The following is a 13,959-nucleotide window of genomic DNA, read 5'->3' as shown; positions in this document are numbered from 1 at the left end:
CGAAATGCACATCGATCTAAGATTCTTAACATTGATAGCAGCTCTCTTTCTCGGAGCCAGCGGTCCGGTCTACTCGAACTATCAAATAGTTTCCCCAACATTCGCTAAGCAAATTGCGCAGCCGACAATTACCTCATTACATCAAGATTCAATGCGAAACTTGTGGATTGGCACACAAGAAGGACTGTACAAATTTGATGGGAGTACTCTATTTAGGTTTCAGGAAGCCAGGTCAAAGGAAGGCAAAGTCTTCTTCTCCGACATTCGCGGAATTAGCGAGTCCAATACGGGTGATATCCTGGTGGCCGCATACGGCATTGGGCTGGTCTCAATTTCACTCAAAAATCATGCAGCAACGATTGTTAGCCATAGTACGAATTTCGACTTGACCAATATAACCAGTGTATCCAAAGACGAGACTTCTCAGAATTGGATCACTACTCGCACTAACGTATTCAAGCTCAAGGGGACATCAAAGTTAGTTCAAGTCCGTACCGACGCCCTCGAACAGCGAAACTCCTTCGAAATTGTGTCAATAACACATACACAAACAGGAAACACTTTTATTGGAGGCTCGTTCGGTCTAGCCAAATTTTTCGTCAGTGGGAACTCGTTTGAGAAACTGTCCACAGCCGAGATCGAGCAGCAAATAGTTGCCATAAGTGAAGGGCCTGAGAATTCGGTGATAGTTGCCGACCGCACAGGGCAGATTTCTAAACTTTCACCAGACTTCGGATCGACTATCTCTCGCATTGAACTTCCTGAAAAGTATGACATTCACATCGCGAAACTACTCTGGATCGACAATACTCTATTTGTTTTGACCAACAAAGGGATCTATATTTTTGCGAGCAATCTTAAGTTAGCAGAGGTAATCAGAGCCGAAAATACGTCTTTAGGCAACGACTCAGTAATGGCCCTGCTGAAAACTGACTCAGAGCTATGGATAGGCACCTACCAGGGTCTCTACGCCGCAACGAAAATCGAAATGGAGCTTCACAGCGCACAAAGCTCTGGAATACACCCAGAGGTGCTGGCGTTTACGAAAGATTCATCGGGAGAATTATGGATTGGCACCTACAACGGACTATTTAGACTTGATGAATCAGGTTTTCATGAAAGATTTGACAAGGGCCATCAAAATGCTCTCACTGACCACCGTATCATGACGTTAACAACTATTGGTGAGTCCATTTGGGTCGGTTATCAGGAACATGGTATCGACCTAATAGACACAAATTCCGGGTTTGTAGAGCGCCCTTTACCGACTTCATCAAAAAGCCTCGCTGTCACTTCAATACTTCAATCGAACTCAGGCCACATCTGGATAGCCACATACAACTCCGGCTTGTATCTGCTTTCAAATGGAGTGTTGGTTCGTGATTTATCAATTGATGACGCTTCAGTGACTTTAGTCAAAGAGGTATCTGATGGAGAAATCTATGCTGTAAGTGAGAAGCACATATATCGTCTTTCGAAAGACATGTCTGAGTTTCAAGTGGTCGACATAAAGTTCGATGGTCTCGAAAGTGCCCCTCGAATCCTCGCTCTTCAAAGTGGCGCCGGCGGCGATCTTTATATTGGCACCAAAGATCACGGCTTATTTTATGTCAAGTTCGAGAGCGACAGTGAGTCGCTGAGCGCTATGGCTAGAGCTATCTCCAAAGAAAACTCGAACACCACTGCTTACAGCATCGAAATTGACGATTTAGGTCGAATATGGACTGCAACTCAGAAGGGGATTCTCTTGTTCAGCCCTGACAAAACACCGCTACGCCACTTCTTGGTAAAAGACGGACTTCAAGGAAATGATTTCAATTTCGCTGCATCATTCAAAGACGACGATGGGAACTTATACTTTGGAGGAGTCAATGGTTACAACAAAATTTTCCCCCAAGATGTATCAACGGAAATCAAGTCGCCCCAACTGAGAGTTACAAGCATCAAGTCACAGGCAATTGATGTTCAAACAAACTTTGGCTCAGAAAAAGCGGAAGTACACTTAAAGCATGACGATATGTTCATCATGTTCAAGTTTTCAGTACTGGACTACATTGCACATGACTCATATGAATATCGATATCGCCTCCTTGGCCTACAAGAGGAGTGGGTGTATTCAGGAAGAGATCACTCCGCCACTTACACAAATCTACCCGCTGGCGGATATCGCTTTGAGATTCAAGCAACAAACTTGGAAGGAACATGGAGCACCGAGTCTTCGATAGTACGCGTTAATGTCGCAACTGCCCCATGGAGAACCTGGTGGGCATATTCTTGCTACCTAATCCTGATTCTTGGAGTCCTCGGCATTCTTCGAAAGCTCTACGATGCTATTTCTATGAAGAACAAGGCCCTAGAATACGCTCATGAAATGTCAGTGGCAGCAAATTTGGCCGAGAATGAAATGTCAGAGCATTTAGAGTTCCAGAGAGAAAGAAGCGATGCTATATCCTCACATTTCGATGAGCGGCTCAAGTTACAATCAGATAGCGCTCCCATATCGCAGAGCGACTGCCATACGCAATCATGGCTGATCGCCAGCTCCCTTCGCGTATTAGATATGTACTTTTCAAAAGTACCAATGCAACGCGCAGTGGACTTGCAAAGATTCGTGGAACTCGCAATAGGAGATATATGCGATTCGCGAAAGCTAAAGCGAACCAATGTGGTAAGCATTAATAAAGTTGAACCGCTATGTATACCCTTTGAACAAACTCCGCCAATGACAGTGGCGCTATATAGGTCAATTTGGGGCAGCTTATCTCTAGTAGGCAAGCTCGAGACGACGGATTTCTTTCTAGAGGTAGATAGTAATATTTCCGAGTACATGAGCGGAAATTCGACTTTTCGAGCTTGCTCATCAGTAGCGCCAGTGAATCCGGATTTGTCTACAGATTTTCAGCTCTCGGCTCTCGGAGATTTGGATAATGCAATTGGAGGTCTGTGTGAAATCACATTCGATCCAAACCAACAGAAACTTGAAATTCATGTGTTCGGACCGAAACCACGGGTCCACTAACGATAGGCGATTGGAACTAAAAGTGGCAAACTAGTACACAGCCAAAAAACAAGGTCTTACAAAAACCCATGACCTCAAAATCCAGGCTTCATGTTTTCGGTCGCTCATGTTCTCTCATTATCACGGGTCCCCGTAACAACGGAGATGAACTGATCGCTGAAGCGGAGCAGGAATTACGACGTCTGGAGGCCAAGTTCTGCTCCTACGAGCAACACTCACTGGTAAGCCAGATAAATCAGGTAGCGGGCACTGGCGCTTTTACAGAACTGGATGCTGAGGCTCGCGGGCTGTTTGATTACGCCACCCGGCTTTGGGAACAAAGCAATCATCTCTTCGACCCCACAACACGTTTGCTTCAAAATTGTTATTCCGACAATGGCGGATTAACGGCCACAGAGTCACAACTGCAGAGCCTGTTGTCGATAATTGGATGGTCAAAACTCGAAATCACTGAAGCAGGCGCCAGGCTTGAGAGCCAGGGCATGCTGATCGATCTCAATAGCCTGGTATGTGCCTATGCTGTGGACTGCGTTCGCAAACTTCTTCTGCGAGAAGATGTTGCAAGCGCCATGATTGAACTCGACCAGGATGTTATCACCATCGGCAAAGCTGCCGACGGCGCGAACTGGTTGGTAGGGGTCCGGCACCCACAGGGCGTACGCACAGCCATTGCACGGCTCAAGGTCAATAACGCGGGGTTCACAAAGCGCGGCGACTTCGAAAAGCGGATCAGTTTTAACGGTGAAAACTTTGGCCGAGGCCTCAGCCCTATCGACGGCCACCCGATTCCCGGGCTGCTAAGCGTAGTAGTAGTCGCCGAGAACAGCCTGACGGCATCAGGGGCTGCAAGTATCGCACGCCTCAAAACCGAGCAGGCAGCTATGGCATGGCTGGATACCCTGGGGGTTCAGTGGATGGCGATCGACCGAGAGCTCACTTGTCACGGCCCACTCGCGCCACGCTGAGTTTAATCAGCATCCACTAAACACCGGCTTGCGCTTCTCCCTCTGGGCAGCGAAGCCCTCCTGCAAATCATCAGATTCAAGGCACAAGTGAGACAAGACGTTGGCCGCCTCGGGATCAATGCCCTGGCCGGCAGCCTGTTGGAGGATGTCTTTCATTGCGCGCACAGCCAGGGGCGCGAGCCCGGCAATGTGCTCTGCGAGCGCGCTGGTTTTCTCTGCGCGGCCCTCGGAAGTCACTAGATGATCCAGAAAGCCTACGTCCAGCATCTGGGCGGCTGTAAACGTCTCCGACGCCACGAGAATTCGCTTGGCAAGATTCACACCTAGGCGCTCTACAAAGCGATTAATGCCGCTGATCGGATAGCACAGTCCAATGGCCGCGGCAGGGACCCGCATACGGCTGCCTTCGACACCAATACGGAAGTCACAGCTCAATGCCAGCTCCACTCCCCCACCGAAAACATTGCCATTGAGCGAGGCAATCGTCGGAATCGGCAACTGGGCCAGCATATCCGTCGTCGCCTGGAAGTGATCACCGCTGATTTTGCCAGCCCCCAACTCGTTGAGCGCAGCACCGGCACAGAAAGTTTTCTCGCCAGCGCCGGTCACCACCAGCACTCTCACATCACGATCTGACGCTACTTCCTTCAGATGATGCTGAATCGCCTCCAGTTCCTGCTGGCCGAGCGAATTGTGCTTCTCGGGCTTATTGAGGGTGAGTTGGGCCACGTGGCCGTGTCGAGTGAAGAGAATTGAGTCGATCATGAGAGGGTCTATCGCTAGGGGACGCAAAGTGTGGCACAGGCCACCTCGCTGTACCAGTGCCGCCTAGACAGGCCCACTACCCGGGACCATACTGTTACCCCCGCGGAGAGAGACTATGACCAAGCGCTGTACCTGGTGTGGAGATGACCCCCTCTATGTTACATATCACGATGAAGAGTGGGGCGTGCCCGTATGGGACGACCAGACCTTGTTCGAGTTCCTTATTCTGGAAGGCGCTCAGGCTGGGCTCTCATGGATTACCATACTCCGCAAGCGAGAAGGTTACAGGACTTTTTTTGATAATTTCGATGCCCGGAAAATCGCCCGCTATCGTGACAGCAAGCTCGATAAAATCCTGCTGAACCCAGCCATCATCCGCAACAAACTGAAAGTCTATGGCGCCCGAAAAAATGCCCGGGCGTTCCTGGAAACACAGGCCGAATTCGGTACCTTCGCCAACTATATGTGGAACTTCGTCGACGGCACCCCCATCCAGAACCATTGGAAAAGCATGAAGCAGGTGCCCGCCACTACGGCACTCTCGGACGTAATTAGTAAGGATATGAAGAAGCGCGGGTTTACCTTTGTGGGATCTACCATCATCTATGCGCACATGCAGGCCACCGGCATGGTCAACGACCACACCGTCGACTGTTTCAGACACAAAGAGTGTGATGCTCTGGGAAAGAAAGGCCGCTGAATGTCGTCGTCTGACCAGGAGACCGGCTCTACCAGTCGCCGCGTATGGCAACTGGCCTGGCCAACGATCATCTCGAACCTGCTGTTCACCACCGTAGGCTTTCTACATATTAAGATCGCCTCGCCCCTAGGGCCCAGCGCCGTAGCCGCAGTCACAACGGGCCACCGGGTGTTCTTCCTCATCCAGGCGGTATTAATGGGGCTATCTGTTGCCACTACAGCCATTGTCGCCCGCAACTGGGGCGCCAACGACCACCGCCAGGCAGAGATGGCGACTTGGACGTCCATGGCCATGGCCGTGTTCTTCGGACTGCTACTCGGACTACCGCCACTGCTCATACCAGAATTTATCGTCAGCCTGTTTGGCCTCGATGAGGAGACCTCAGCCTCAGCTGCCAGCTTCATCTTCTGGTTGGGCCTGTTTAACGTGTTTTCTGCACTTAATACGATTCTGTCGACCGCACTGCGTGCCACAGGCGACGTAATCACCCCCCTGCTCTTCTTGTTCTGCAGTTCGGTGCTCAACATCATAGCGGCCTGGGTTCTCGCCACAGGTGTCGGCGCTGTCCCTGCCTTCGGCGTTCAGGGCATTGGCCTAGGCGGAAGTGCGGCCGCTGCCACCATCACTACCATATTTGTTGCCATCTGGTGGCGAGGGGCCTTCAACATCAAACCCGTAAAACGGCTGCGCGTTAACATGATGACTGCGCGCCAGCTAATCAGCATTGGGCTGCCTTCAGTCGCTGAGCAGGGTTTTGTACAAACCGCCTTTCTGGTGTTCTTCGGTCTGGTCGCCAGCTATGGCACAAATGCATATGCCGCCTACGGCATCGGCATCAGTTTGGTGTCATTCTCTATTGTCATAGGGTTTGGTTTCGGTATTGCCGCGGCTACCCTAGTGGGCCAGCAACTCGGCGCAGGCAACCCGGAAATGGCCATGAAGGCGGGCTGGCGCGGGCTTAGGATGGCGCTCATCGCGATGGTTTCGATCTCCGTGCTGACCGCCATTTATGCCGAGGAACTCGCTGGCTTCATGATCGAAGATCCTGAGGCCGCTGAGTTTACTCGCATATTCATCTATGTCATCGCGCTTTGTCAGCCTCTTATGGCCGTTGATGCCGCCATTGGAGGCGCGCTGCGTGGCGCAGGGGATACCCGCTTCCCGCTCATCGCGACCGTTAGCGGTATCATGCTGGGACGGCTCCTACCCGCATTCCTTATCCTGTCACTGGACATGTCCATCCACTGGATGTTCCTGGTAATGTTCATGGACTACGTGATCAAAGCAACGCTCTTGCTGTGGCGTTACAATTCCCGCAAATGGATGCAGATCAAGGTACGCTAGCGGTAGGTCACAAGATTTTCGCCCTTCTCCAGGCTGAGCATCTGCAGGAATGACCGATCATTGAAATAGGATAAAGAGACGTTGTCGCCGCTGTAAAAGAGCTGGGTCACAGAACAGTTAAAAATAGGCTCATAGAAGCGATATACCTTCTCTCCTGACACCCCCAGAACATGCGCCACCAACGTGGCAATGGTGCCACCCGAGGTAAAGATGCCAACGGTCTTACCCGACCCTTGCTGCTTCATCACCTCACGCAACGCAGAATGCGCCTTGCTCGAATAATCTTCCCAGGTCTGAATGCCGTACTGTGAACAGTCCTGGGTTACCCAGTGAGTGAACACCGCCTCAATAATTTTTTGATAGTCCTTGCTGGAGGGCTTGCCGCCACTCATCAACTCAGCCAGCGCAGGATTGCTCTCCATAATCACGGGTGCCAACGCCGCGACCTGCTCGTCATTATTCACTTCGTTAAACCGCGCATCGATGTGATGTGGTACACCATCCACCTGCCCTGCCAGCGCTCTCTCGCAGGTCTCGCGCTGGCGCGACAAATCGCCGCTGTAGGCAGCGTCGAGCTTAATGCCAACAGTGGCCAGGTACTCAGCGGTAGCGTCCGCCTGCCGCTGCCCCAGCTCCGAAAGCTGATCATAGTTGGCGGAACCAAAGGACGCCTGTCCATGGCGAATCAGATAAATAGTTGCCATCAGGCAGTCTCCAAATCTCGGTTAAATCGCAACTTTCTGCGATAGGGGAAAAAACTCTCTACGTAGCCGCTGCGAATCTGCGCCTGCAGACTCTGCCAGAATGCTGCCTGATAAATATCGCTGTGAAGTGCATCGAAGGAGGAACGCGCGCGCTGATTGCCGGAAAAGAACAGTCGGAATTCTTCGGGAAAGATGTCGTTAGTCGCAACAGAGTACCACGGCTGACTGGCCATCTCCTCCTCTTCGGTACGAGGCTCAGGAATCACTCTGAAATTACAGTCCAGCAACGGCACAATTTCGTCGTAATCGTAAAACACCACGCGCCCATGCCGGGTCACACCAAAGTTCTTAAGTAACATGTCGCCGGGAAAGATATTGGCCGCTGCCAATTGCTTAATGGCATTACCGTATTCGTCCATGATCGCGAACACCTGCTCTTCGGTCGCGTCTTGCAGGTAAAGATTCAGCGGCGTCATACGGCGCTCAACGTACACATGCTTAATAATCAGCGCCTTGCCGCGTTCCTCGAGCACAGACGGCGCCACACGCCAAAGTTCTTCCATCAGTTCATCAGAGAACCGTTCTCTGGCCAGGGTAAGATTGGTGAATTCCTGGGTATCAGCCATTCGCCCTGCCCTGTCCCAACGCTTCACCATTTCGTACTTGTCTTTCACCTGCTGGCGGCTCATGTCCTTGGGCGGCGTGAAACGGTCCTTGATGATTTTGAATACAAAGGGGTAGCTGTCCATGGTGAATACGCTCATCACCATGCCCTTGATACCGGGCGCCACCACAAACCTATCCGTCGTGCCTGTCATATGCCGATAGGCGCTGCGATGGAAGTAAGTTTTGCCATGCTTGTTGTAGCCCATGGCGCTGTAGATCTCTGATATCGGCTTGGCGGGCATCAGCTGCTTCAAAAACAAGACATACGCCGATGGAATACGAGCATCCACAAGAAAGTAACTGCGCGTAAAACTGAAGATGACACTCAGTTTGTCCGCACCGAACAGCACGGTATCGACAAACACCGCACCTCGCTCATTATGCAGGATCGGCAGTACGAAGGGCACACTGTGATCACCACTCGCAGCCCGGCCGACAATATAAGCGCCCTTGTTGCGAAAAAAATGATGCTCAAGAACCTCAAACCGAAGCTCACATTCGATGCCAGGCAGTTGCGGCACAAGCACTTGCTCCGTAACAAGCAGAATATTCTCAAGGTCTCGCGTCAGATTTTCGTAGGGGATATCAAAGGCGAAATCTGCCAGAACCTGGCCAAACAATTGGTCCATCGGCTCACCGGAGTAGCTGCGAAATACCGCAGCAACATCGGCCGCCGGCATATCGCTGTGGGCGGAAAACACGAACGCATAGTCGTCGCGAATGTTGCGATGATCGAATACGGCGCAGTAGACGGAATTGAAAAATGTCTCTGCGATCTCGAAGTTGTTATGTCCTGCGACCAGGTTTGCGTAGATCTCTCTGGAGGCCTTCCAGAATTCAAAGTTCCTCAAATCTTCGCCAGCGACCAACTCCACATACTCGATAATTTCTCGAGTGCGCTGCTTACGTAGATCAATTCTGCGACGCGCAGAATTCTGCATGCCCTGCCAGTCGGCATTCTCGAAGCGGCTTTTAGCCGCCAGGGTGATATTTTGAAATTCTGCGAAGAAAACCTCAAAGCCATTGAGGATGGTGCGCGCGAAGCGTTCTCTCTTCTCCACTTCGCGCGCCCAGCACTATTTCGCTGTACTCAAGTTCAGCATGCGCCGCATCTTGCGCATACCGCCAATCCAGCGGCCATAGTCACGGGCCTTGTTGGCGCGATATTGCTCTACTTCGGGGTGCGGCAGAATAAGGAATTGCTCATTGGCTAATCCCTTTACTACCGAGTCTGCCACTGCTGTCGGGCTCAGCACACCATCGACGCCGGCAGTGCCACCGACCATATCGTCACCGGCATCTTCAGTTGCGTTTACCATACGTGTGGCAACAGCCTGGGGACAAAGCACAGACACCTTGATGCCGTCATCACCGTGCGTGATCGCCAGGGATTCCGCGAAACCTACAGCGGCGTGCTTCGTCGTTGAGTACGCTGCATCGCCAATCTGGCTAAGTAGCCCCGCGGCGGAAGCGGTATTCAGGAAGTAACCCTCACCGCGCTCCAACATACCCGGCAGACAAGCTCTGGCAGCAAATACGTGGGACATCACATGTATATCCCACATCGCCGACCAGGTTTCGTTACTCGCCGACGTTGCCCACCAGGGCTCCCCATCGAGGGCGATAATGCCCGCATTACTGCAGAACAAGTCGATTCGGCCGTATCGGGCTTCAACGTCAGCGACCATTGCCGCTATTGCAGCTTCATCGCGCACATTGACTTCATATGCATCACCATCGATGGTGCTGGCAAATTCGCGGGCATTGTCACCCTCGAGGTCGACCACAACCACCTTTTCAGCACCTTCGGCATGAAAGCGTTCGCAGAGGGCGCGACCGATACCGTTTGCACCCCCAGTGACAATGACGACCTTACCGGCCAATTGCATCAGAGCATTTCCTGCGCAAACAGCTCCAGGACTTCAGGGTCGTGAACGCCCAGCAGCATGGTGCCTACCTCACCGCGTTCACCTGCCTCTTTCCAGGCCTGCAGACGATCACGGATCCGGTCCTTGGAACCCACCAGCGACACTTCGTCCAGGAGTTCATTGGGCACTTCTGCAGCAGCTTCAGCGGGCTTGCCATCCAGGTACAGATCCTGAATCTTCTTGGCTGCGTCGCCATAGCCCATGCGCGTGGCATAGTCGTTATAGAAGTTCTTATTGCGCGCGCCCATGCCGCCAATGTACAGCGCCAGCCAGGGGCGCAGAGAATCAAACGCGGCATCCAGGTCGTCGTTCATCGCTACCGACACGAAGGGCGCAATGTCAAAGTCCTTAAGGCTGCGGCCGCTCTTCTCCAGGCCGGTGCCAATGTGTTCACCCAGCACGTCGTAATTGGTGGGATCCATCCATACGGGGAACACACCATCGGCAACCTCACCGGCGCAGCGCAGGCCCGCGGGGGTGATGGATGCAGTGTAAATGGGAATGTCCGGGTTACCCTCAAGAATCGATTTGAGCGGCTTGCCCAGGCCGGTAGTGCCCTCTGACTTGTTCGGCATCTGGTACATCTTGCCATCAAATTCAACCGGCCCGTCGCGCTCGAAAATCTTGCGCACGATCTGGATGTACTCTTTGGTGCGGGTTACAGGCTTACCGTAAGGAACGCCGTGCCAGCCTTCCACTACCTGGGGGCCGGAGGCACCCAGGCCCATAATAAAGCGCCCACCGGACAGCTGATCCAGCGACATGGCGGTCATGGCGGCCATCGCCGGCGTACGTGCTGGCATTTGCATGATGGCGGTGCCCACTTTGATCTTGGAAGTCTGGGCCAGGATCCAGGAAGCCGCGGTAATAGAATCGTTGCCGTAGGCCTCAGCGGTCCAAACGGAATCGTAACCCATGGATTCAGCTTGTGTGATCAGGTCCATGGGAATGTGAATTTGCTTGCCGGAATAACCGAGCAGAAAACCTAGTTTCATCGGGGGTCTCCTGGGATGAAGAAAGAAAGGAGCTGCGCCCACTCAGTGTAGTGGGCGCAGAGTTTGAACAGTGTACTAGTTATAGCGCAGGCTGTTGAATTTTGCCTGATGATAATCGCCATCGCCGAAGGTGGCGCCGATCATCATGAGTCGCTTGGCGTAATGACCAATATCCAGTTCATCGGTAATACCCATACCGCCGTGGATCTGGATGGCTTCGCCGAAGATGTGCTTGCCGGACTTGGTAATCATCATCCGCAGGGCATGAATGGCTTCGTCGGTATCCATTTCGTCATCGGTCAGCGCACATACCGCCCGGTACAGCAGCGATTTGGCCTGCTCGTACGACATAAAGGTGTCTACCATACGATGTTGCAGTGCCTGGAAGGAGCCGATAGCCACGCCAAACTGCTCGCGCGTACGGGCGTATTCCACAGTCTTGCTGTTCAGCGTTTCCATAATGCCGATGGCTTCCGCGGAAAGCGCCAGGTTGGCCTCGCGAACCACTTCATTGATCACTGCCTGGGCGTCGCCTTCCGTTCCCAGCAAGTGGCCAGTGGGAACCGATACATTGTCCAACACCACATTCGCCAGAATCTGGCCGTCCATCATGCGGTAGCTGACCCTTGATACACCCTCAGTGTTGGCTGGCACCAGGAACAGGCTAATGCCTGAGTCATCACTCTGCTCGCCGCCGGTACGGGCGGACACCACGAAATAGTCGGCATTGGCGCCATTGGCCACCGCAACTTTTTCGCCATTGAGCACGTAGTTATCGCCCTGCTGGGTCGCCGTCGTTTTCAGGTCAGTCAGTTCATAGCGGCCCTGCCGCTCCAGGTAGGCGAATGCGCCCAGCTCTGAGCCATCGATGATCGCCGGAATACGCTCGGCTTTAACCGCGGCACTGCCCGCCTTCTGCAGCAGGCCACCGTAGAGCAATACGGTAGCGAAGAACGGTTCGAGTACCAGGCCTTTCCCCAGTTCTTCCATGACAACCATGACATCCACGGCGCCACCGCCGAAACCACCGAACTCTTCCTCAAAGGGAATAGACAGCCAGCCCAGCTCCGCAAACGTCTGCCACTTGGCTCGGTCGATACCGGCTTCGGACTCGGCAATACCGCGACGAGTGTCAAAATCGTAATCGTCTTGTACATAGCGCGCAACGCTGTCGCGGAGCATCACCTGTTCTTCAGAAAAATCGAAATTCATTGTGATACCTCCTGCTTACAGACCGAGTACGGCCTTGGCGATGATGTTGCGCTGCACTTCGTTGGAACCGCCATAAATAGTCGATGCCCTGCCGTACATATATTTCTTGAATGCCTTGGAGCCGAATTCATGCCCCAGTACTTCTGCCTCAGGAGCGCCTGGGCGAACGCCCTGATAGTGCGCTGCCAGATCCATCAGCAACTCCTGGCTGGCCTGTTGCAATTCGGTGCCCTTGATTTTCAGCAGTGAAGATTCCGCTCCCGGGGCACCCCCTTTGGCGACCGACGCCAGTACACGCAGCTCGGTAAACTCCAGCGCCATGAGCTCAATCTCAACGTCGGAGATGCGCTTCTGGAACAGCGGATCGTCGATCAGGCGCTTGCCGCCGTTTACTTCGGTGGTAGCGTAATCCTTGACCATTTGTACCCAACGCTTGGTGTCAGCCACTTCGGCAATCGCTGTGCGCTCGTGCGCCAGCAGCGCCTTGGCGTAGGTCCAGCCTTTGTTTTCCTCACCGATGCGGTTGGCAACGGGCACGCGTACGTTGTTGAACTCAACCTCGTTAAGGCTGTGATGATCATCAATGGACACAATTGGGTTGACCTTAATGCCCGGCGTCTTCATATCGATCAACAAAAAGCTGATGCCTTCCTGCTTCTTGCCCTCGGTGCTGGTACGCACCAGGCAGAAGATCCAATCGGCAAACTGAGCGTAGCTTGTCCAGATCTTGGCACCGTTAATGATGTAGTCATCACCGTCGCGCACGGCGCGGGTTTTCAGTGAGGCAAGGTCAGAGCCGGAACCAGGTTCAGAATAGCCCTGACACCACCACTCATCGCTGGCAAGAATCTTGGGCAGGAAGCGCTCTTTCTGCTCATCGGTGCCAAAGGTATAAATAACGGGGCCGACCATTTTCAGGCCAAAGGGAAGCACATCGCGAATACCGTGCGCTGCGCGCTCGGTTTCGAATATAAAGCTCTGGGTCGCTGTCCAGCCCGTACCTCCCACGGCCTCGGGCCAACCGGGCGCAATCCAGCCGCGGTCATGCAGGCGTTTCTGCCAGTCCACAATCGCCGCCGGAAACACACTGGGATCGGGGTTGTTCAGGCGAGCGTCCAGTTCAGGGTCATAGGCGGTGGCGAAGAACTCGCGCACCTCGTCTCGGAACGCCAGGTCCTCGGCGCTGAAAGATGTGTCCACTGCAAATACCTCCTCGGCTGCAAAATTGGCGCAAAAGAAGGGCTCATAGCCCCTGCTGGCCCGTACCATAGCGAGCACCGACGAGGGGTACAATGTTGACAGAAATCACAATAATTGACCGTAGCGTACTCGGTCAATGGGGAGGCAATGTGCTCAGGTATTGTCGCGCAGAAACCGAATGTTATGCTCGAGGCTGATACGGGTCTTGACGTCGACCACACCCAGGCCGATCGCCCTCTCCAGGAGGTCAGCAGCAAAGGGTTTCTCGTTCCGTTTTACGGCGAGATTGGCCAGATTAATACAGAGATTAACGCTGACGTGCTTCTCGTCATAGAGAGCCTGATAGCCATCGTAGGCAGCCTCAAGGTCACCGGCCAGATACTGGCACAGCGCCCAGCCTTCGCGGCTGTCCTGTGGCCGCCAGCCCAGACGAATAGCTGACTCATAGTACCTGGCCGCGG

The 13,959-nt window shown here is 53.2% G+C and carries 12 protein-coding genes; 5 read left to right on the top strand and 7 right to left on the bottom strand.

Annotated elements, in window-relative coordinates; genetic code table 11:
* Nucleotides 1–4 precede the first annotated feature (4 nt).
* On the top strand, nucleotides 5–3,019 hold the full coding sequence (locus A3709_RS18685) for a triple tyrosine motif-containing protein (RefSeq protein WP_066058113.1): 3,015 nt from the start codon (nucleotides 5–7) through the stop codon (nucleotides 3,017–3,019).
* A 68-nt stretch (nucleotides 3,020–3,087) separates the two neighbouring features.
* A complete protein-coding gene (locus tag A3709_RS18680; RefSeq protein ID WP_066058110.1) occupies nucleotides 3,088–3,984 on the top strand; it encodes an FAD:protein FMN transferase in 897 nt (298 codons plus the stop codon).
* A 6-nt stretch (nucleotides 3,985–3,990) separates the two neighbouring features.
* Here the strand turns inward: A3709_RS18680 and A3709_RS18675 are convergent, their stop codons facing one another.
* The gene (locus A3709_RS18675) at nucleotides 3,991–4,749 is read right to left on the bottom strand and encodes an enoyl-CoA hydratase/isomerase family protein (protein ID WP_066058107.1); all 759 of its coding nucleotides are present in this window, start codon (nucleotides 4,747–4,749) and stop codon (nucleotides 3,991–3,993) included.
* Between the two features lie 115 nt (nucleotides 4,750–4,864).
* Here A3709_RS18675 and A3709_RS18670 point away from each other — a divergent pair, with 115 nt between their 5' ends.
* Both A3709_RS18670 and A3709_RS18665 read left to right on the top strand, forming a co-directional pair.
* Complete coding sequence (locus A3709_RS18670) at nucleotides 4,865–5,449, top strand: DNA-3-methyladenine glycosylase I (RefSeq protein ID WP_066058104.1); 585 nt, start codon at nucleotides 4,865–4,867, stop codon at nucleotides 5,447–5,449.
* The gene (locus tag A3709_RS18665) at nucleotides 5,450–6,793 is read left to right on the top strand and encodes an MATE family efflux transporter (protein ID WP_066058102.1); all 1,344 of its coding nucleotides are present in this window, start codon (nucleotides 5,450–5,452) and stop codon (nucleotides 6,791–6,793) included.
* Here the strand turns inward: A3709_RS18665 and A3709_RS18660 are convergent.
* From A3709_RS18660 to A3709_RS18635, 6 genes are all read right to left on the bottom strand, one after another.
* Entirely contained in the window at nucleotides 6,790–7,497 is a 708-nt protein-coding gene (locus A3709_RS18660; RefSeq protein ID WP_066058099.1) for a histidine phosphatase family protein, read from the bottom strand. The genes A3709_RS18665 and A3709_RS18660 overlap by 4 nt on opposite strands.
* The gene (gene aceK, locus A3709_RS18655; protein ID WP_066058096.1) at nucleotides 7,497–9,224 is read right to left on the bottom strand and encodes a bifunctional isocitrate dehydrogenase kinase/phosphatase; all 1,728 of its coding nucleotides are present in this window, start codon (nucleotides 9,222–9,224) and stop codon (nucleotides 7,497–7,499) included. Before aceK ends, A3709_RS18660 begins: the two co-directional genes overlap by 1 nt.
* Before the next feature lie 15 nt (nucleotides 9,225–9,239).
* Nucleotides 9,240–10,052, bottom strand: a complete 813-nt coding sequence (locus tag A3709_RS18650) for an SDR family oxidoreductase (RefSeq protein WP_066058093.1) — start codon at nucleotides 10,050–10,052, stop codon at nucleotides 9,240–9,242.
* Nucleotides 10,052–11,086, bottom strand: coding sequence for an LLM class F420-dependent oxidoreductase (locus A3709_RS18645; protein WP_066058090.1), 1,035 nt, complete (start codon nucleotides 11,084–11,086; stop codon nucleotides 10,052–10,054). Before A3709_RS18645 ends, A3709_RS18650 begins: the two co-directional genes overlap by 1 nt.
* Before the next feature lie 75 nt (nucleotides 11,087–11,161).
* Nucleotides 11,162–12,298 (bottom strand): acyl-CoA dehydrogenase family protein, encoded by a 1,137-nt coding sequence (locus A3709_RS18640; protein ID WP_066058087.1) that lies wholly within the window; start codon nucleotides 12,296–12,298, stop codon nucleotides 11,162–11,164.
* A 15-nt stretch (nucleotides 12,299–12,313) separates the two neighbouring features.
* The gene (locus A3709_RS18635) at nucleotides 12,314–13,498 is read right to left on the bottom strand and encodes an acyl-CoA dehydrogenase family protein (RefSeq protein ID WP_066058625.1); all 1,185 of its coding nucleotides are present in this window, start codon (nucleotides 13,496–13,498) and stop codon (nucleotides 12,314–12,316) included.
* Between the two features lie 183 nt (nucleotides 13,499–13,681).
* Between A3709_RS18635 and A3709_RS18630 the strand changes: the two genes are divergently transcribed.
* Nucleotides 13,682–13,939 carry a hypothetical protein gene (locus A3709_RS18630; protein ID WP_156507851.1) on the top strand — a complete coding sequence of 86 codons (258 nt, stop codon included), beginning with the start codon at nucleotides 13,682–13,684 and terminating at the stop codon, nucleotides 13,937–13,939.
* The last annotated feature ends 20 nt before the right edge of the window (nucleotides 13,940–13,959 follow it).

This window comes from Halioglobus sp. HI00S01 (assembly GCF_001635445.1).
Classification (GTDB): domain Bacteria; phylum Pseudomonadota; class Gammaproteobacteria; order Pseudomonadales; family Halieaceae; genus Halioglobus; species Halioglobus japonicus.
This window is presented reverse-complemented; position numbering and strand designations above follow the sequence as displayed.